Annotated in this window: 18 protein-coding genes (1 of these 18 only partly in view); 4 read left to right on the plus strand and 14 right to left on the minus strand. The window is 44.9% G+C overall.

Features of this window, described 5'->3' with window-relative positions; all coding sequences use genetic code 11:
- The 3 genes in view from ychF to LEP1GSC052_RS05025 are tightly spaced (at most 45 nt apart) and all read right to left on the minus strand, a layout consistent with a single transcriptional unit that may run on beyond the window.
- Window positions 1-534, minus strand: partial view of a redox-regulated ATPase YchF gene (ychF, locus tag LEP1GSC052_RS05015; RefSeq protein WP_020985674.1) — the start only. It extends 564 nt beyond the left edge of the window; 534 of the gene's 1,098 nt are visible here — the first part of the coding sequence; the start codon lies at window positions 532-534; its stop codon lies beyond the left edge, outside the window.
- 45 nt (window positions 535-579) lie between these two features.
- Complete coding sequence (locus LEP1GSC052_RS05020; RefSeq protein WP_020985767.1) at window positions 580-1,782, minus strand: LIC11612 family fibronectin-binding protein; 1,203 nt, start codon at window positions 1,780-1,782, stop codon at window positions 580-582.
- A 10-nt stretch (window positions 1,783-1,792) separates the two neighbouring features.
- On the minus strand, window positions 1,793-2,437 hold the full coding sequence (locus LEP1GSC052_RS05025; protein WP_010574733.1) for a hypothetical protein: 645 nt from the start codon (window positions 2,435-2,437) through the stop codon (window positions 1,793-1,795).
- Between the two features lie 103 nt (window positions 2,438-2,540).
- Between LEP1GSC052_RS05025 and LEP1GSC052_RS05030 the strand changes: the two genes are divergently transcribed.
- Both LEP1GSC052_RS05030 and LEP1GSC052_RS05035 read left to right on the plus strand, forming a co-directional pair.
- Complete coding sequence (locus LEP1GSC052_RS05030; RefSeq protein ID WP_010574734.1) at window positions 2,541-3,437, plus strand: 4-hydroxybenzoate octaprenyltransferase; 897 nt, start codon at window positions 2,541-2,543, stop codon at window positions 3,435-3,437.
- Window position 3,438: 1 nt separating this feature from the next.
- On the plus strand, window positions 3,439-4,053 hold the full coding sequence (locus LEP1GSC052_RS05035) for a UbiX family flavin prenyltransferase (RefSeq protein WP_010574735.1): 615 nt from the start codon (window positions 3,439-3,441) through the stop codon (window positions 4,051-4,053).
- Between the two features lie 24 nt (window positions 4,054-4,077).
- On the opposite strand, the gene LEP1GSC052_RS05040 is transcribed toward LEP1GSC052_RS05035, so the two are convergent.
- From LEP1GSC052_RS05040 to LEP1GSC052_RS05055, 4 genes are read right to left on the minus strand one after another with little or no spacing between them, the layout of a single operon-like run.
- The gene (locus tag LEP1GSC052_RS05040) at window positions 4,078-4,767 is read right to left on the minus strand and encodes a hypothetical protein (protein WP_010574736.1); all 690 of its coding nucleotides are present in this window, start codon (window positions 4,765-4,767) and stop codon (window positions 4,078-4,080) included.
- A gap of 44 nt (window positions 4,768-4,811) precedes the next feature.
- Window positions 4,812-5,855, minus strand: a complete 1,044-nt coding sequence (locus LEP1GSC052_RS05045; protein ID WP_010574737.1) for an Mrp/NBP35 family ATP-binding protein — start codon at window positions 5,853-5,855, stop codon at window positions 4,812-4,814.
- A 1-nt stretch (window position 5,856) separates the two neighbouring features.
- Window positions 5,857-6,735 carry a metallophosphoesterase family protein gene (locus LEP1GSC052_RS05050; protein WP_020986628.1) on the minus strand — a complete coding sequence of 293 codons (879 nt, stop codon included), beginning with the start codon at window positions 6,733-6,735 and terminating at the stop codon, window positions 5,857-5,859.
- Complete coding sequence (locus LEP1GSC052_RS05055; protein ID WP_010574738.1) at window positions 6,732-6,992, minus strand: lipoyl domain-containing protein; 261 nt, start codon at window positions 6,990-6,992, stop codon at window positions 6,732-6,734. The genes LEP1GSC052_RS05050 and LEP1GSC052_RS05055 overlap by 4 nt, the downstream gene beginning before the upstream one ends.
- 67 nt (window positions 6,993-7,059) lie before the next feature.
- On the opposite strand from LEP1GSC052_RS05055, the gene LEP1GSC052_RS05060 reads away from it, so the two are divergent.
- Window positions 7,060-7,890, plus strand: a complete 831-nt coding sequence (locus LEP1GSC052_RS05060) for a hypothetical protein (RefSeq protein WP_010574739.1) — start codon at window positions 7,060-7,062, stop codon at window positions 7,888-7,890.
- A 149-nt stretch (window positions 7,891-8,039) separates the two neighbouring features.
- Here LEP1GSC052_RS05060 and LEP1GSC052_RS05065 read toward each other — a convergent pair whose 3' ends face one another.
- From LEP1GSC052_RS05065 to LEP1GSC052_RS05095, 7 genes are all read right to left on the minus strand, one after another.
- On the minus strand, window positions 8,040-9,341 hold the full coding sequence (locus tag LEP1GSC052_RS05065; RefSeq protein WP_010574740.1) for a PQQ-dependent sugar dehydrogenase: 1,302 nt from the start codon (window positions 9,339-9,341) through the stop codon (window positions 8,040-8,042).
- 55 nt (window positions 9,342-9,396) lie between these two features.
- Window positions 9,397-10,833: an ATP-dependent protease ATPase subunit HslU gene (hslU, locus tag LEP1GSC052_RS05070; RefSeq protein ID WP_020985834.1), complete on the minus strand. Its 1,437-nt coding sequence runs from the start codon at window positions 10,831-10,833 to the stop codon at window positions 9,397-9,399.
- Between the two features lie 10 nt (window positions 10,834-10,843).
- Complete coding sequence (gene hslV, locus LEP1GSC052_RS05075) at window positions 10,844-11,386, minus strand: ATP-dependent protease subunit HslV (protein WP_010574741.1); 543 nt, start codon at window positions 11,384-11,386, stop codon at window positions 10,844-10,846.
- Window positions 11,373-12,308 carry a tyrosine recombinase XerC gene (gene xerC, locus LEP1GSC052_RS05080; RefSeq protein ID WP_010574742.1) on the minus strand — a complete coding sequence of 312 codons (936 nt, stop codon included), beginning with the start codon at window positions 12,306-12,308 and terminating at the stop codon, window positions 11,373-11,375. Before xerC ends, hslV begins: the two co-directional genes overlap by 14 nt.
- A gap of 101 nt (window positions 12,309-12,409) precedes the next feature.
- Complete coding sequence (gene pth, locus LEP1GSC052_RS05085) at window positions 12,410-12,982, minus strand: aminoacyl-tRNA hydrolase (protein WP_010574743.1); 573 nt, start codon at window positions 12,980-12,982, stop codon at window positions 12,410-12,412.
- Window positions 12,970-14,520, minus strand: coding sequence for a (R)-citramalate synthase CimA (cimA, locus tag LEP1GSC052_RS05090; protein WP_010574744.1), 1,551 nt, complete (start codon window positions 14,518-14,520; stop codon window positions 12,970-12,972). Before cimA ends, pth begins: the two co-directional genes overlap by 13 nt.
- Window positions 14,517-14,828 (minus strand): Smr/MutS family protein, encoded by a 312-nt coding sequence (locus LEP1GSC052_RS05095; RefSeq protein WP_010574745.1) that lies wholly within the window; start codon window positions 14,826-14,828, stop codon window positions 14,517-14,519. Before LEP1GSC052_RS05095 ends, cimA begins: the two co-directional genes overlap by 4 nt.
- A 149-nt stretch (window positions 14,829-14,977) precedes the next feature.
- On the opposite strand from LEP1GSC052_RS05095, the gene LEP1GSC052_RS05100 reads away from it, so the two are divergent.
- A complete protein-coding gene (locus tag LEP1GSC052_RS05100; RefSeq protein ID WP_010574746.1) occupies window positions 14,978-16,537 on the plus strand; it encodes a phosphatase domain-containing protein in 1,560 nt (519 codons plus the stop codon).
- Window positions 16,538-16,621 lie beyond the last annotated feature (84 nt).

Raw genomic sequence — 16,621 nt, forward strand, 5'->3', positions numbered from 1 at the left:
GGCCGGTTTTCCCGCTTTTAAAAGATCGAGAATCTTTTCCAAAACGACCGCGATTTCCTGGGCTTCTTTGTTTCCATTCTTCGCGTTTTTTGCGACTCTTTGGTATTGTTTGTCCGCACTGTCCAAATCGGCGAAGATCAATTCCATGTTTACCACAGCCGCGTCGTCGACCGGGTTCACCTTTCCGTGAACGTGGGTTACGTTTTCGTCTTCGAAAGCGCGCACAACGTGGCAGATCGCGTCGACTTCCCGGATATGGGAAAGAAATTTATTTCCAAGTCCTTCTCCTTGGCTCGCGCCTTTTACAAGACCGGCGATGTCGACGAATTCGATGATTGCAGGAACGATCTTTTGCGGCTTTGCGATTTCGGCCAATCGATCCAGTCTGGAATCCGGAACTTCCACGATTCCTTTGTTCGGTTCGATGGTGCAGAATGGATAATTTTCCATCTGTGCGCCCGCTTTGGTAAGCGCGTTGAAAATAGTGGATTTACCTACGTTGGGAAGGCCTACGATGCCGCAATTCAGACTCATGGAGTCCAGATTTTCCGGGGTCGGTCTATGCGAAAAGTAAAATCGTCATTCCAGTTCCCAGGATTTCCCGGAACCGTCGCTGTTGAGAGAAAAACTTTCCTGCTTCAGTCGAATCAATCGATTTCCCCGAAAGAAAAAATTCAAAACGGAAACTCCGTTCGGAATTCCGGGAGATGCACAACCCGTATAATAAATTCCTTCGTTGAATTTCAGATCCTGAGGCGAATTCAAAAGCCGGATCAAAGTGGCTTCTTCCGTTTTTCCGGAAAAAGCCGAAGACCATTCTTCCGCGGTTTGATCTCCGGTTAAGAATAGAATCTTATCCGATTCCCAAGGAAACTCGATCGCGTTCGTGAGAGTGGAAAACCAAAACTTCAAAGAATCGAATTGCAATTCGAAAGAAGAAGATTCGTTTTTTTTCGGATCGGAATTTTCTTTCATCGAGTTCTTTGTTTCCGAGGAAGAATCTTTGCTCGGTTCCGTTCTCTTTGCGGATTTTTTCGCGGTGGAATTGCCTTGATTCTTTTTTGTTTTCGAGGTTTTGTTTTTCGTTTTAACGTTCTTTTTTTTAGAAGCGGCGTTTTCCGAAGATTTCTGAGGAATCGATTCTTTAGGATCGGGTTCTTTGTTTTCTACATTTGAATTCGTGGGCGTGGATTCTTTGGTTTTCGTTTTTGAATCCGTCGAAGTTGGAACCGAAGTCGACACTGGTTTAGAAACGGAAGTCGAATTCGTTTGGGTTTTGGGAGAATCCTTTGCTACATTCGCTTTTTTGGGTTTTGTTTTTTTCTTTTTCGATTTTGAAGAAGATTTTTTTGATTTCGGCGGAATGTTCGTAGGCTTGGACGTTTCAACTTTCTTTTCGGAAGCAAATGCGATCCAAGGCAAGGTCTTGTTTGCGGAAGAAGGCAAATTCTCCGTTATGTTTTTGGGAAAGATATAAAGATCGTATCCGTTTTGCGCGGCGAGATTCAGTTGTTCGCTCGGGATCTCGGAAGCAAAGGAACCGTAACCGACAAGAAATGCGGTTCCGTTTTCTTGCGCGCGTTTGTTTTTGAGTCGTTTGAAAAACAACGAAGTCGATTTGTAAAACCGGGGTTTATCCGCCTTGGAAGAAGGTTCGCAAACAAATACGACGCTTACGGGGCGGTCTCTAAGACCACCCGTTTCCGAAAATACATTCTGAAAACAGAATATACTTAGAATCAGAAGAACTGCGACGGCTTGTCTACGCGCGGATCGGAACATCGGCGATCGTTTAAAGTCCCACGGATTTCAAAAGTGATTTTTCGAACTTCAGATAATTCTTTTCTTCCTTTTCCTGAAAGAACGCATAACGCGTTTTGTATTCCGGATCTTCCGCCGCGAGAGAACTCTGCATTTCGGCGAGATGAGATTCTTCCTCTTTGAGGATCGCTTTTAAACTTACTGGAATTTTATTTTCTTCCAAAATCCGATCGTATTCTTGATACAAAAAGTCCGCTCTTTCTTCGATAAGATGGGTCACGTAAAGATAGGAAAGAAAGGATTGTCGTTTGCCTTTGATTCCGGCGGAGTTTAGGTTTTTTAAAACCATTCCGTCCAGTCTTTGAAAGTATAAAAACGCCGGAAAACCGCAGTGAAGATTCTCGGATTGATAATCGGGGCAGGAACCCGGTGAAATTCTTTCGCTCATTCTTTTGAAAAAATGCGCGTGTCTCGCTTCTTCCGATGCGTGTCTGAGAATCATTTCTCCCATTCCGAAGCCGCTTTGGGTCGCGAGAATTTTTCGGGAACCCATATGTTCCAAGAACGAAATCGTATTCAACCATCTGGAATGTTGCGCGGGATCTTGGATGATTTTTTCGAGAAAAGAACGGATCGCTTCCGTGGATACGGGAGTTTTTGTCAAAGCTACGGTCATAAGCGTATCCTTCGGGACGCGGCGAAAAAATCATCGCTTTTTAAACTTTCCGTTGGATTTTATGTAGGAAAAGAATTTTGGAATTTTAAAAATCCCATCCCACATGAACATAACTCTAACATCTCTCAGGCAGTACGGAAGTCTCATCAAGTTTTCTCATACCCTATTCGCCCTCCCGTTTGCGGGAATCGCGTTTACGCTCGCTTTCTTAAAAACATACGGAAGATCGGTTTTGGATTGGATCGTTCTTTCGATTCTCATTTTGTTATCCATGGTTCTCGCGAGATCCGCGGCCATGGGTTTTAACCGAATCGTAGACACCGACATAGACGCGAAGAACAAACGAACGCAGGACCGAGAAATTCCTGCGGGGAAGATTTCCAAAAAATCCGCGATCGGTTTCGTGGTTTTATCTTCTCTCGGATTTTTTATCGTGAGTTGGTTCATCAATCCGATGGCCTTCGGACTTTCCTTTCCGACCTTGATCATTCTTTTGGGATATTCTCTCGCAAAACGATTCACTTGGCTTTGTCATTTTATTTTGGGATTTTCCATCGGTCTTGCACCTCTGGCGACTTGGGTTGCGATTCGCGAAGAAATCGTTCTCGAGCCCTTGCTTTGGACGATCGGACTCGCTTTGAACTTGGCGGGATTCGATATTCTGTACGCGCTTCAGGATCAGGACTTCGATCGAAAGGAAGGATTGTATTCCGTTCCCGCGAAGTTCGGAAGAAAAAATTCTTTAACGATCGCGATTGTAAGTCACGTTCTTTGTATCGGTTTACTTTTTTATGCGGGAATCGTTTCCGGACTCGGTCCCGTGTTTTTGATTTTTTTGGCGATCACCGGATATCTTTTGTTCCAAGAACATAAGATCGCAAGGGCCGCTGGGGAGAATTTTTTTCCGCCCAAGTTCTATCAGATTCATTCGTATATTTCTTTGGTTCTTTTCGGCGGTTTGTTGCTCGATCGATTTTTTTACCTCGTGGTTTTAGGTTAGAATGAAACTCGTTTTAGGAATGGCGGGGGCCAGCGGTTCCATCTACGCGGAACGGTTTATAAAAGCCTTATATACTCTGGAAGGAACCACGTTTTTTATCTGCAGCTCCGCTTCTTTGCGCGTTTTCAGGGAAGAGATGGAATGTAAGGTTTCCTCTCCTCGGGAACTTTTGGATTTTATCGAAAACAAATACTCGATTCAAAATTCCAAACATACATTCGAAATCCGTAATTTTGCGGACATAGGCGCGGATATCGCGTCGGGTTCCAATCCTTGGAACGCGATGGCCGTCCTTCCGTGCTCGATGAAAACGATCGCGTCGATCAACGCTGGTTTGACGGAGAATCTGATCGAAAGGGCCGCCGACGTGACCTTAAAGGAAAGAAGAACTCTCGTCCTCGTTCCGAGGGAAGCTCCTTACAATCGGATTCATCTCAAGAACATGTTGGAACTTCACGACGCGGGTGCGACGATTCTTCCGGCTTCTCCGGGATTTTATCAAATGCCGAAGACTTTGGAGGATTTGGGCGATTTTATCAGCGAAAGAGTTTTTAGACTCTTGGGTATGGAATTGGATCTATACCCAAGATGGACTCCTCGGATTTCGGAAGACTAAAACGAATTCGTTTTAGTCGTTTTGTTAAGCGAAATACTCGATGTCGTGAATCTTCTTTTTCAGAGTGGAAGCGTCTTCGTAGTTTTCTTTGGAGATCGCGTTGAACTTCTGAAGATACAAGCCGATCAATTCTTCTCCGGTTTGTCCCGGTAAGGACAAGGCCTTTTTGAAGTTATCCAAATCGAACTCAGGATGTTTCGTGGAAAAATTCTCCACAAGCTGATCCATTTTGATCAACGAAGCTTCTCTTGCGATTCCGGTGGATCTTCTGATTTTCAGGGAAAGATTTGCGAGAGCGTCCAGATATTCCCGGACTCCGCTTTCCTCTTCCGGAAAACTGACCTGTCCTCCGCCTACTTCCCGATTTTTACAGATCTCCACGTATTTGATGACTACGCTATTGAACTGATCCATTCTTTCTTGGATGTAATCGTTGGAAGCTTCTTTAGACGCGGGCATTTCGAAATCGCGGATTTTGATCACGTCGTATTTCTCGATATTTTCGGAAATGACCTTCTTCAATTCTTCATAACTTTCCAACGACACGGGTGGAAATGTTACGACGGGAAAATTTTCGCCGATTTTTAGAAAGCTGACCACTACGTTAGACGCGATGATCTTTCCTCCGGGGCTGAGAGGGTTTTCACCAAATACGTTGCAATATACGATCAAATTGCCCGTAGGGTTTTTTTCGGATCCCTTTTCAAACTTCAAGGTTCACCTCCCATCTCTATGTACAACAGACTCCAAAGCGCGTATTATTCCCACTTTTTTATTTCTTCATTTAAGTTATCGAATATACTTTTGTAAGCTTGATACACGGGACCGTTTTTATCTTTGAGTACGACGGGTTTGCCGTCTTCGCCCGCGTTCATAATGTCCATTGTCAAAGGAATGCCACCGAGTAAGCTTGCCTCGGATGATTCGGCTAACTTCTGCCCTCCGCCCTTGCTAAATATGGCAGAAGCGTGTCCGCACTTCGGACAAATGAATTCGCTCATGTTCTCCACGATTCCAAGAATCGGAACTTTCACCTGAGAAAACATCGCGGTAGCGCGAGTCGCATCCAAGAGCGCAACGGATTGCGGAGTTGTTACGATGACCGCTCCGTTTAAGTCGATCAACTGCGCGAGAGAAAGTTGCACGTCACCGGTTCCGGGTGGAAGATCGATAAAAAGATAATCGAGTTCATCCCATACGATGTCGTATAAAAATTGTTCGACCGCTTTGCCGAGCATCGGTCCTCTCCAGACCACGGGTTGTTTTTCATCGATTAAGAACGAGAATGAAATCAGTTTGATTCCGTCCTTTTCCAAAGGATAGATCTTATCCTCTTCGGCTTTGAGAGCGACTCTTCCGTTGACTCCGAACATCTTTCCGACGGAAGGTCCGTAGATATCCGCGTCTAAAATTCCTACTTTGTAACCGAGAGAAGCCGCGGTCGCCGCGAGATTTACGGTCACGGTGGATTTACCCACGCCGCCTTTTCCGGAACCGATCGCGATCACTTTTTTAACTCCGGGAATTTTATTGGAATCGTCGAGCACGAGTTTCGGATCGACTTCGAACTTGATCTTAACCTTTCCGACTCCTTCGAGTTTGGTCAGGGTCTGACGGATCTGCGCCTCGAGTCCGATTTGAATTCTTCTGTCTTGGCTCGGGGTTTTCAGGAGAATATTCGTTTCTCCTTCTTGAATGTCCAGGGAACCGACCATACCGAGGGATACGATATCCTTTTTGAGTTCGGGGTGTTTGATCTTTGTGAGTTCTCTTTGAATTTTGACTGCTTCGATTGTTGCCATTCTATTCCTTTTCCGAGTAGGAAACTAGGGGAGCTTCCGTAAATTTAGACTGTTCCGTATTATAAGTATATCTTTGAATTTTGACGTTGCGTTTTTGAATTTCCAAGGTGTGAAATCCGCATTCGTGACGACGATCCGAAAGCCTTGTGCTGGACGCCGAATTCACAACGTAATAAGGCAATTCTTCTCCGGGTTGTTTTACCCAATTCGTGTGAACGTGCCCGTGTAGATACGCAAGAGGAGGTTTTTCCTTTAAGAGAGAAGCCACCTCTTCCCGATTGAGAAGTTTATGATGAACCGTTTCCTGTCTGTCCGCGGGATTCCAAATCGGATGATGACAAACCAAAACGTAATCGCCGATTTTTTTCTCCGTGAGAATTTTTTTTGTCTGCGTCACGACTTCCGGTTGAATTCTTCCGTACGCATCGAGAATCGAAAGAGGAACGCTCGAATCCCAACCTACAAAATGAAGATCGCCGATTTTTTTGATTCGGATATAATGCGCGTTATGCGAAATTGATTGGCCGGAAAGATCCGAAAAATATCTTTCGTAAAACGCGTTTTCGCCTACGGACTGTTTCATGTAACGATCGTGGTTGCCGGGAATGTAAAAAACCTTTTCGCGGGGCAGTTCGCTTAACAATTTTCCGGCGGTTCTAAATTCTTCCTCGTGCGATACGTTTGTGATGTCGCCGGATACTACGATCGCGTCCGGTTTCGTTTTTTGGATAAACCCGAGAATGGATTCCCAGATCTCTTTCGGATATTTTTTCTTTCTTCTCAGATTGTAGTTCAGGTAGCCTACGAACATCTTTCCTTTGAGTTGAAAGAAGGGCACTGGGGTCGGAAAGTGTAAGTCTGAAAGGTGAACGATCTTCATTCGGCTTTGAAAAGTTCTAAGATTCCCAACACATCGCCTTTACGAACGATAGATCCTTTCTCTTTTATAATTTGCGTTAGTTTTCCTTTGACGGGAGACTCCATCGGGAAGCAAGCCTTGTCGGTTACGAGCTCTAATACTTCCTGACCGGGTTCTATGGAGTCACCTAACTTCGAATTCCAATGAACAAGTTCGATCTTATCGGTATCGCCTAGGTCCGGCGTGATCAATTCAAAAATATCGGATTTTGGTTCCATGATTTAAAACAAACTTGCGTAAAAGACTTTGCGCATCAATGATACCTAAAAAACTCGGTGGGGATATATGGCAAACCAGAAAACAGCGCTGAAAGGTAGCGAGATTCTGAAAAATATCGAGGCTTTAAAGAAGAAGAAATTCTTTCACCTTGAACTCAAAGGTCTTACAAAACCCACCCGCGATATCTTATCCGAACTCGTAAACGGAATCCTCGATGAAATCGGTGCGAACCCTTTGGCGGGTTTTCATCTCTTTAGCGGTCTTATGGAGGCCCTACTCAACGCGATCAAGGCAAACATCCGCCACATCATCTTCCGAGACGAACTCTTAAAAAAATTAGCCGAGGGAGAATCCAGTCATCAAGACGCGGAAGAACTTTTGGAAATCATCATGGAAACCTCTCTTCTTCGGGACGCGATGCATCGTTATATCGTTCCCGATAAGGTGAAAAAACAAGTGCAGAGCGTTTTATCCTTAGAGGATAAGATTCGCACGAAGAAAAAGGTTCTTTCGGAAACCGAAAAGGTTTTTTTAACGGACGTTCGCGCAAAGATCAAGAAATACAATATGAATATCTCTTTGAAAATTCGGATCACTCCGGAAGAACTCAGCTTTCGGATTCGAAACGATTCTCCGATCCATCATTTGGATTTTCAAAGAATTCAGGATTCCAGAATCAAACATAAGGAACTCTTCGATCAAGGCAATTCGGCCGATTTTTTCCGTCCGGAATTCTTGAACGAAAAAGAAAGCGCGGGTTTCGGAATTGCGATGATCGACGAAGGATTTTATTCCATCGGTTTGAATCCGTTGGATCTTCTTACGATCACATCCGGAGCAAGAACCACGACCGTTTACATGAAGTATCCGATCGCCGGTTTAAAAATGGATTTTTGAGATAGATTCGATTTCGATTTTTTTGAATTTCTTCGTTTTGTTTTGTTAAGCGACTTCGGAAAGTCGCTTAACAATTCTTAGATAGAAAAATCGAACCTGGATTCGCGTTCTTTCTCGGCATCTCGTTTCCCGTTCGATCCTTGATTCTTTTATTTAGGATCGATCCGATAGATCTTGCCGCTTCCGAAATCGCTTAAGTAAACTTTTCCCGCCGCGTCTTTTCCGAAAGAAGAAATCAAAACCGGCCATTTCCCTAACGTATAAACTTTTTTGGCGGGTTGACCGGAAACCTCGGGAAGTTCCAAAGCCCAGATTCTTCCGGAAACGAAATCCGCAAAAACGTATTTTCCGTTTAAATCAGAGATCGCCTTATTTGAGTAAACGTATCCGCCCGTGATCGATTGCCCTTCTTCCCTTCCGTATTCATAGATCGGATCGCTAAGGCCCTCTTGGCTGCAATTCTGCTTCGGTTCGAAACAATGGGAGGCTTCTTTAATATTCCATCCGTAGTTTTTTCCGGCTTCTACGATGCTTACTTCTTCCCAAAGATCCTGTCCTACGTCGGCTACGATCAATCTTCCTTGAGGATCAAAGCTATATCTCCACGGATTTCTAAAACCGTATGCGAACGTCTCGGGAGCGCAACACGCGTTGTCGATAAAAGGATTGTCCTTCGGAACCGAATATCCTTTTCCACCTTCGGGAGAATTCACGTCGATCCGAAGCATACTTCCGAGTAATGTTTTCGGATTTTGTCCGTTCTTTTTCGGATCGTCCTTCCAACCGCCGTCGCCCCAACCTACATACAAGTAACCGTCCGGTCCGAACGCGAGTTGTCCCGCATTGTGATTCGGATACGGTTGAAACACTTCCATCACGATTCTTTCGGACGTGATTTTGGATTTATCCAATTCTTTCGGAGAAGAAACGATCCATTCGCTCACACGGCTTGTGTCCTTTCCGTTTACCTTAAGAACGTAGTTGAGATAGAGTTTTCCATTCTTTGCAAAGTCCGGATGAAACGCGAGACCGAGAAGTCCTTGTTCCGCTTCGGAAAGAACATTCAAAGTCAATAATATTCCGCTTTCGTTTTTGCGAACCTTGCCCCAACGTAAGGTCCCTTTTTGTTCCGTGACGAGAAAGGTTTCGTTTTCTCCCGGAGGGAATTGAATGTCCGTGGGTTGTTGAAAACCCGCCGAAACTTCTTTCAGAGAAATGACTATTTTTTCCTTGGTTGCGTCTTTACCCGAATAGTTCGGTTGGAGAAGATTCGGATCGCCTTCGGACTTGTACTTATCGGGCGCGCCCAATACTTCTACGAGGGTTTTTTGAATCCATTCGCAACCGTTCAAAAATGCAAGCGACGCAAACAGAACGAAGGCGATGGAAATTTTTTTCCAATCGGGACGAAAAGGAAACCTAACGTTTGAAATTTGTAATGGAGATTGCATGGACCTATATGCCTCTCTTTTTCAAAAGAGGTCAAATAGAATCCGTGTTCTTTTTTTAAAGAATATACTGACTCAGATCCTTATCCTGAATCACACCTTGCAAACGATCGGCGACGTATTTACCGTCGATCTTTACCTTTCTCTGATTTTCCGGAAGATCCGGGCCTTCGAAACTAACTTCTTCGAGAAGACGTTCCAAAATCGTGTTGAGTCTTCTGGCTCCGATGTTCTCGTGTTTTTCGTTCATGTCGTAGGCGATTCTTGCGATTTCCTGAATTCCATCGGGCGAGAATTCCAAATGAATCCCGTCCGTGGAAAGCAAAGCTTCATACTGTCTTGTCAAAGAAGAACGAGGCGCCGTGAGAATTTTTTCAAAGTCTTCTCTGGAAAGTTTTTCCAGTTCGACTCGGATCGGAAATCTTCCCTGCAACTCCGGAATCAAATCCGAAGGTTTTGTCATATGAAACGCGCCCGCCGCGATAAAAAGAATATGATCGGTTTTGACAGGACCGATCTTTGTGTTTACCGTCGCACCTTCGACGATGGGAAGAAGATCTCTTTGAACCCCTTCTCTCGAAACGTCGGCTCCGCTTTTTCCTTCCCTTCCCGCGATCTTATCGATTTCGTCCAGAAAGATGATTCCCATCTCTTCCACTCTGCGGAGCGCTTCTCTTTGCACCTTGTCGGGATCTAAAAGTTTTTCAGCTTCGGATTCTTCCAAGGCCTTCAACGCTTCCTGAATTTTGAGTTTTCTTTTTTTATTCTTTTTCGGGAGCATATCTCCCAAAACGTTTTGCAGTTGATTGTCCAGATCGTCCAAGTTGCCGGCTCCGAACACCTGAAGCATCGGAATTTGGGAAGCGCTCGGATTCGGAAGATCGAGTTCCACTTCTTGATCGTCCAGTTTTCCGGTTTTTAATTTCTTTCTCATAAATTCTCTGGTTTCGAGAAAATGAGTTTTTCTTTCCTCTTCATCGGCTAACGGTGATGAGGCGGCAAAGCCCATTCCTTGTCCGCCGTGTTTGTTTTCACCGGGAAACGGAAGAAGAATGTCAAGAAGCGCCTCTTCCGCTTTTTGTTTTGCGGTTTCTTCCACCTTGGTTCTAAATTCTTGTTTTACCAGATTCATGGAGATTACGGCGAGATCCCGGATCATGGATTCCACATCTCTTCCGACATAGCCGACCTCGGTATATTTCGTAGCTTCCACTTTTAAAAAGGGCGCTCCGCAGAGTTTGGAAAGTCTTCTTGCGATTTCCGTTTTTCCCACTCCGGTCGGTCCGATCATGATGATGTTTTTCGGATAAATCTCCTCTCTCATTTCCGGATCCAGTTTTTTACGTCTGGTTCTGTTTCTGAGAGCGATGGCGACCGCCTTCTTCGCGTTCTTTTGGCCGATGATATGTTCGTCCAACTTGGTTACGATTTCCCGAGGAGAAAGTTCCTCTTCGGCGGACGATATGAGGTCTTGGTCTTTTGGATGATCTGTCATAACTGTATCTTTAAAGAATTTCTTCTATCGTGATATGATCGTTCGTATAAATGCAAATCTCCGCCGCGATTTTCATCGAGGATTCCACGATTTCTTTTGCCGAAAGATTCGTGTGATTGTAAAGGGCTTGCGCGGCGGCTAATGCGTAGTTTCCGCCGGAACCGATCGCGATCACACCTTCGTCCGGAGAAATTACGTCCCCGGTTCCCGAGATCAAAAAAGATTCTTCCTTGTCCGCGACGATCAACAACGCTTCGAGTCGTCGAAGCATTCTGTCCGTTCTCCATTCTCTTGCAAGTTCCACCGCGCTTCTGGAAAGACTTCCTCCGAATTCCTGAACCTTTTTTTCGAAAAGTTCGAACAGAGTAAACGCGTCCGCCGCAGAGCCCGCAAAGCCGGAAAGAATTTTACCGTCGTAAAGCCTTCTTACTTTTTTCGCCGTATTTTTCATGACGGTGTTTCCCATGGAAACTTGTCCGTCTCCTCCGATGGCTACTTTTCCGTTTTTGCGTACACAAAGAATTGTTGTGGAACGAATTTTATTTTCTGGCATGGGGATGGGCCTTTCTATAAACCTCTTTGATTTTTTCCTTACTCACGCTCAAATAAATCTGAGTCGTGGAAAGGGAAGAATGTCCGAGCAATTCCTGCACCGCTCTGATATCCGCACCCGCGTCGAGAAGATCGGTCGCAAAGGTATGTCTGAATTTATGGGGTGTGATCGTTTTTTCCCAACCCATTTTTTTTCTTCTTTCATTCAAAATATAACGTACGCCCCGGGTCGTCAGTTTCTTTCCTTTTTGATTCAGAAAAATTTCCTCGGCTTCGGGGAAAAATCCGTTTCGATACTCCAGATATTTTTGAAGAGAAGCGACCGCTTCCTTACCGAAGTATACGAATCTTTCCTTTTGACCCTTTCCGAGAACTTTGAGAATCGTTAGATCCTTGGAGAGCGCTGAAAGTTTCGCGTTCACAAGCTCGAAAACGCGGAGCCCGGAAGAATATAAAACTTCGATCATGGCCCTGTCTCGGATGTCCAAAATCTCCGAGGTTCTTTCCGCTTCGAATTCCAAAATTTCTTCGGTTTCGTTGATTCTAAAATTTTTCGGAATTTCCCTTCTTACCTTGGGAAAGCTGATCTGCATCGCGGGATTGGAAACGATCAAATCTTCTCGGAGAAGCACCTTGTAGAAGGTTCTGAGCGAGGATAATTTTCTGCTCTGAGATCTTCGGTCGAGTCCGTGTTGTTTGGCGAGATACGCGAAGTAGGAACGGATATCGACGGGTTCGATCTGAAGAATATCGAGTTGTTCTTTTTGACAAAAGTCGAAGAAGAATTTCAGATCGATGCTGTATGCGTTTAACGTATTCTGCGAATAATTCTTTTCGATTCTTAGGTAAGTGATGAATTTCTCAGCCGCCTCGTTTTGCGACGCGGATGCGAATTGCGGAAGTCGGAAAGGATAATCGCCCAATTGAATACTCCGTAAATAATTTCTTTACAGCGCGATCGGACTTAACTTCGTTTTAGCTAAGGAAAGGTCGCGCGAACCGAAGCGCTTGGGCCCGGTTCTATTTATTTATCGGAGAGTTTCTGAAATCCGTTTTTCCTTTCTCGGATCCAATCGGAGATTTTTTGCAAAGACAACTTGACCAGCTCGGGAATTTTTTCTCGTTCTTCGGGACGAAAATTGGAGAGTACATAATCGGGAACTTCCGATGCTGTCGAAGGTTTTCCGACTCCGAATCGCAAACGGAAGAATGTATTGGTTCCGAGTTTTTCGACGATGTCTCTGAGACCGTTGTGACCCGCGTGCCCGCCGCCGCCTTTGAGTTTCAATTTTCCGAATTCAAAATCGATTTCGTCGTGGATGACCAAAATGTTTTCGGGAACAATTCCGTTCTTCTTTGCGATTTCCGCAACGGCCTTTCCGGAAAGATTCATAAACTCGAGAGGTTTCAGATAAAAGAGAGTGATTCCGTCCTCGTCCGTTCTCGCAAGGGAATACTTGGAGTTCGTTTGATAAACGCCTCCGGAAGAAGAATCTAAAAACGCGTCGAGGATCACAAAACCGATGTTATGCCGGTTGTGTACGTATTTCTGGCCGGGATTTCCGATTCCCACCAATAAAAGTTTTAGGTTTGCCATGGTTGCAGGATCTGATTGAGCATTTTTTCCGTTGCATGAACGGCCGCAATCGTTTGATCCGGGTGAACTCCCATCGTTTTAAAAGTCTGATCCTCTTCCAAATCGAAAGATTTGTTCCAGGTAATCATGGTTTCCACGAGCGCGTCCGTTTTTCCGCCGGGAGGAATTCTTACCTCGTAGTCCAAGAGTTTCGGAATGCTGATTCCCAAGCGGTTCGTGATTTTCGTAAGAGCGTTCATAAACGCGTCGTATCCGCCGTCTCCTTCCGAAATTTCCTTGTGAACCTTTCCCTGATATTCGATTTCGATCTGAGCGTGCGGTCTGATTCCGATGCCGGAATGTATATTACAAGATTTGATTGTAAGAACCTTTTCTCCGGTTCTACCGGAAACGTCTGCGATGATAAACGGAAGATCTTCCGGAGTTACGAGTTTGTTCTGATCTCCGAGTTCGATCACTCTTTCGAGTACTTTTTGAAGCACGACGTCGCTGAGCACCATTCCGAGTTGTTTTACGTTTTCGGAGATGCTCGCTTTGCCCGCGAGTTTGCCTAACGCGTAACTTCTTTTTCTTCCGAAACGTTCGGGGAGAATCGGGTTTGCGTACAGATTTCCTTTTTTATCCCCGTCCGCGTGAACTCCCGCGGTTTGTGTGAACACGTCTTCTCCCACGATCGGTCTGTTTGCGGAGATTCTTTTTCCGCTGAACACTTCCACAAGTCGACTCGCTTCCGTGATCGATAATTCGTTTACGTTCGTCTTCGCTCCGGATTTATCGTGGATCGCGGTGATGAGGGCTTCCAACGGAGTATTTCCCGCTCGTTCTCCGAGACCGTTCATGGATGCGTGAAGTCCTTTGACCCCGGCGCGGATCGCCTGGAGACTATTCGCTACGGAAAGATCGTAGTCGTTGTGTCCGTGAAATTCGAAATGAAGATTCGGATATTTTTGAAGAAGGGAATCCACTCCTTGAAACGTTTCTTCGGGAGAAAGAACGCCTAACGTGTCGGGAAGAAAAATCCTTTCTATATGTTCCTTGCTCAAGTGTTCCACAAGGGCCATCACGTAGTCGGGGCTGTTTCTAAAACCGTTCGACCAATCTTCCAGATATACGTTGACTCTGAGTCCGTTTTTGATCGCGTATTCGATGACGAAGGAAACGTCCGTGAAAAATTCCTTAGGAGTTTTGTTTAACTGTTTTTCCAAGTGATGCAAAGAACCCTTGGTAAGAAGATTCAAAACCTTTGCGCCGCTGTCCCGAATCCAATCCACGGTTTTGTTTCCGTCCACAAATCCCAGAAGTTCGATTCGATCCGTGAGTTTTTCGGATTCGGCCCATTCTATGATTTTTTGTACGGTTTCAAATTCTCCCTTGGAAACGCGGGCGGATGCAATTTCGACTCGATCCACATTGAGTTTTTGTAATAAGAATTTAGCAATATTCAGTTTTTCGGAAGTGGAAAAGCTGACTCCTCTGGTTTGCTCTCCGTCTCTCAGGGTTACGTCTAAAATTTCCAATCTAGTTTCTGTTTTTGTCATCTGAGATACCTTTTGAGAGTTTCCTTATCCGGACCTAGTATTTCGACCAAGGTGGAACCCGGGTTGGAAATTCCGTATGTCGAATAGTCGATCTCTTTTAGAAAATCGTGGGACCGGATCGTATCCATCGCCAATTTTTTAAGAATTCCTTCTCCGATTCCGTGAACGATTTCAATCAGAGTTTCTCCGGCTAAAAATGCTTCCTGGATTTCCCTTTCGAGTTTCTGCTGCGCTTCCTCGAACCGTAGCTTTCGGATATAGATCGTTTTCGCGCCTGAATATCCTGATTTGACGGAATTTTTTTTCATCGATCCGGGACTCTCTTCTTCGTACCAGTGTTTTTTTGTTCGGGAGTACAGAAAACAAAGAATTTCATTTTTTATGCTTTCACTCTCTGAGCGATTCGGTACAATTTTCAATCCATCCATCCTATCAAAATGAGGCAGGTTCTAAAACCTTGAGCGAACAACCAGAATCCAAAACGGAAACGGCAAAGTTAGTGGATAAAAAACGAATCGCGATCTGCGGGGGAACCCTCGGCCGCGAGAATCGGTATTACGTTCGGGGTCAGGTTGTGGACGCGGGAATCACGGAGGAGATGCGGGACGATTCTCGCTGGGATTTGATGAACGGACTTTTCGAAGGTCAGGAAACGGAAATCACCCCGTTTTTGGATTACGGTTTAGAACCGGTTCGAAAACCCATTTTGGTCGCGGAAATCTGGGACGAATCGGACAATCTCGTCCATCAATCTCCCGAAATCAAAGGAGACGACGGAGGATTTTTCTTTCACGAATTCACGAAACCTTTGAGTCCCGGAAAGTATACGTTTCGCATTCATTTTAGAAGATTGGATTCCTACAGACAATTCACAAAGGATATCGCGTATCTCAATCAAAAAGGAAAGAGCGAAATTTCCGGTCAATCCCTGATCGGAAAAGGCAAACTCCGAATTCTTCCCGAAAACTTCGACGGTTACGTTACAACCTCGGACATCGATCAAACGTATTTGGCGACGGACATTCATTCGAACAAGGGGAAACTTTCCACGTTATTCGAAACACCGCAGCAAAAACTTCCTCTTCCGGGAATGCCTGCTTTGTATCGGGAAATCCGAATGGCAACCGATGATTCTCCCCTTTGTTTTATTTCCGCAAGTCCTCATTTTTTTAGAAGAACCCTTTTGACCACGATTCGAAATCATTCCATCGTTACGGAATCTTTGCATCTCAAATATCTCGAAGGAACGATCAAAGGGATCGTGGAAAAATTTTGGGATTCGGTGACCCATCCGACGAAATTTATCACCGATGGAATTTTAGGCTCCGTGGAAAGAATCCGAAAGTTCGCGGGCGCTTCGTTTCAAAGTTTGTTCGATCAGATGAGTTATAAACTTACGATTCTTCTTCGGGATCGTTTGTATCTTCCCACGAACGCGAAGGAAATTCTGATCGGAGACAACACCGAAAGCGACTATCTCATCTTTATCCTGTATCAATACATTCTTTGCGGTAAAATGAAGGGAAAAGAACTCGAAGAATACTTGTATCGTTTGAACTTTTTAGGAAGGGACGCGATCACAAGAGACGCCGCGAAAACGATTCAGGAACTCGGGGATGAAAACCGAAAGATTCACGGAGACGTGAATTCGGTTTCCTTGGTTCTCATCAATAAAACTTCGCAAGGCCCCGATGAAGAGGAAATGCACTGGAACGTTCAGAGCGCTCTTCCCGCGGGAATCGATCCTTTCAAACAAAAAGAAGTTCATCCGTACATTCTTACTGAGGGCGCTCCCGGTTTCGCGGTCGTATTGCAGGACAATGGAATCTTGGATACTTCCGCCGTGTTTCGGATCGTCGCGGAAATGGCGGGAGAATGGATGGAAGGAAAAGTGATCGATTCCGTCGCGCTTATGGATTGGATTCGAAATTTGACTCTTCCCGGAGATTATCAGGACGAAAAGGATCTGATCCTGGAAGGTCTTAAAAAAGCCCTGGAAAAGGAAGAGATTTCTTAAAATCTAATTTAGAATTTTAGAATCTTTGGAATATTAGAACTTTATAAAATTCTTGTCGCTTCTGTTTTTGAATATAGCGTTTTC

It is taken from the genome of Leptospira kmetyi serovar Malaysia str. Bejo-Iso9 (assembly GCF_000243735.2).
GTDB classification, from domain to species: Bacteria; Spirochaetota; Leptospiria; order Leptospirales; family Leptospiraceae; genus Leptospira; species Leptospira kmetyi.

What these genes read in the sequence shown, in the direction of transcription:
- LEP1GSC052_RS05060 (WP_010574739.1), top strand. Translation starts at nt 7,060, where the DNA reads ATGGCAAACCAGAAAACAGCGCTGAAAGGTAGCGAGATTCTGAAAAAT.
- hslU (WP_020985834.1), bottom strand. Translation starts at nt 10,833, where the DNA reads ATGACAGATCATCCAAAAGACCAAGACCTCATATCGTCCGCCGAAGAG.
- pth (WP_010574743.1), bottom strand. Translation starts at nt 12,982, where the DNA reads ATGGCAAACCTAAAACTTTTATTGGTGGGAATCGGAAATCCCGGCCAG.
- LEP1GSC052_RS05065 (WP_010574740.1), bottom strand. Translation starts at nt 9,341, where the DNA reads ATGCAATCTCCATTACAAATTTCAAACGTTAGGTTTCCTTTTCGTCCC.
- LEP1GSC052_RS05045 (WP_010574737.1), bottom strand. Translation starts at nt 5,855, where the DNA reads ATGGCAACAATCGAAGCAGTCAAAATTCAAAGAGAACTCACAAAGATC.
- cimA (WP_010574744.1), bottom strand. Translation starts at nt 14,520, where the DNA reads ATGACAAAAACAGAAACTAGATTGGAAATTTTAGACGTAACCCTGAGA.
- hslV (WP_010574741.1), bottom strand. Translation starts at nt 11,386, where the DNA reads ATGCCAGAAAATAAAATTCGTTCCACAACAATTCTTTGTGTACGCAAA.
- LEP1GSC052_RS05035 (WP_010574735.1), top strand. Translation starts at nt 3,439, where the DNA reads ATGAAACTCGTTTTAGGAATGGCGGGGGCCAGCGGTTCCATCTACGCG.
- LEP1GSC052_RS05025 (WP_010574733.1), bottom strand. Translation starts at nt 2,437, where the DNA reads ATGACCGTAGCTTTGACAAAAACTCCCGTATCCACGGAAGCGATCCGT.
- LEP1GSC052_RS05055 (WP_010574738.1), bottom strand. Translation starts at nt 6,992, where the DNA reads ATGGAACCAAAATCCGATATTTTTGAATTGATCACGCCGGACCTAGGC.
- LEP1GSC052_RS05095 (WP_010574745.1), bottom strand. Translation starts at nt 14,828, where the DNA reads ATGAAAAAAAATTCCGTCAAATCAGGATATTCAGGCGCGAAAACGATC.
- LEP1GSC052_RS05020 (WP_020985767.1), bottom strand. Translation starts at nt 1,782, where the DNA reads ATGTTCCGATCCGCGCGTAGACAAGCCGTCGCAGTTCTTCTGATTCTA.
- LEP1GSC052_RS05050 (WP_020986628.1), bottom strand. Translation starts at nt 6,735, where the DNA reads ATGAAGATCGTTCACCTTTCAGACTTACACTTTCCGACCCCAGTGCCC.
- LEP1GSC052_RS05030 (WP_010574734.1), top strand. Translation starts at nt 2,541, where the DNA reads ATGAACATAACTCTAACATCTCTCAGGCAGTACGGAAGTCTCATCAAG.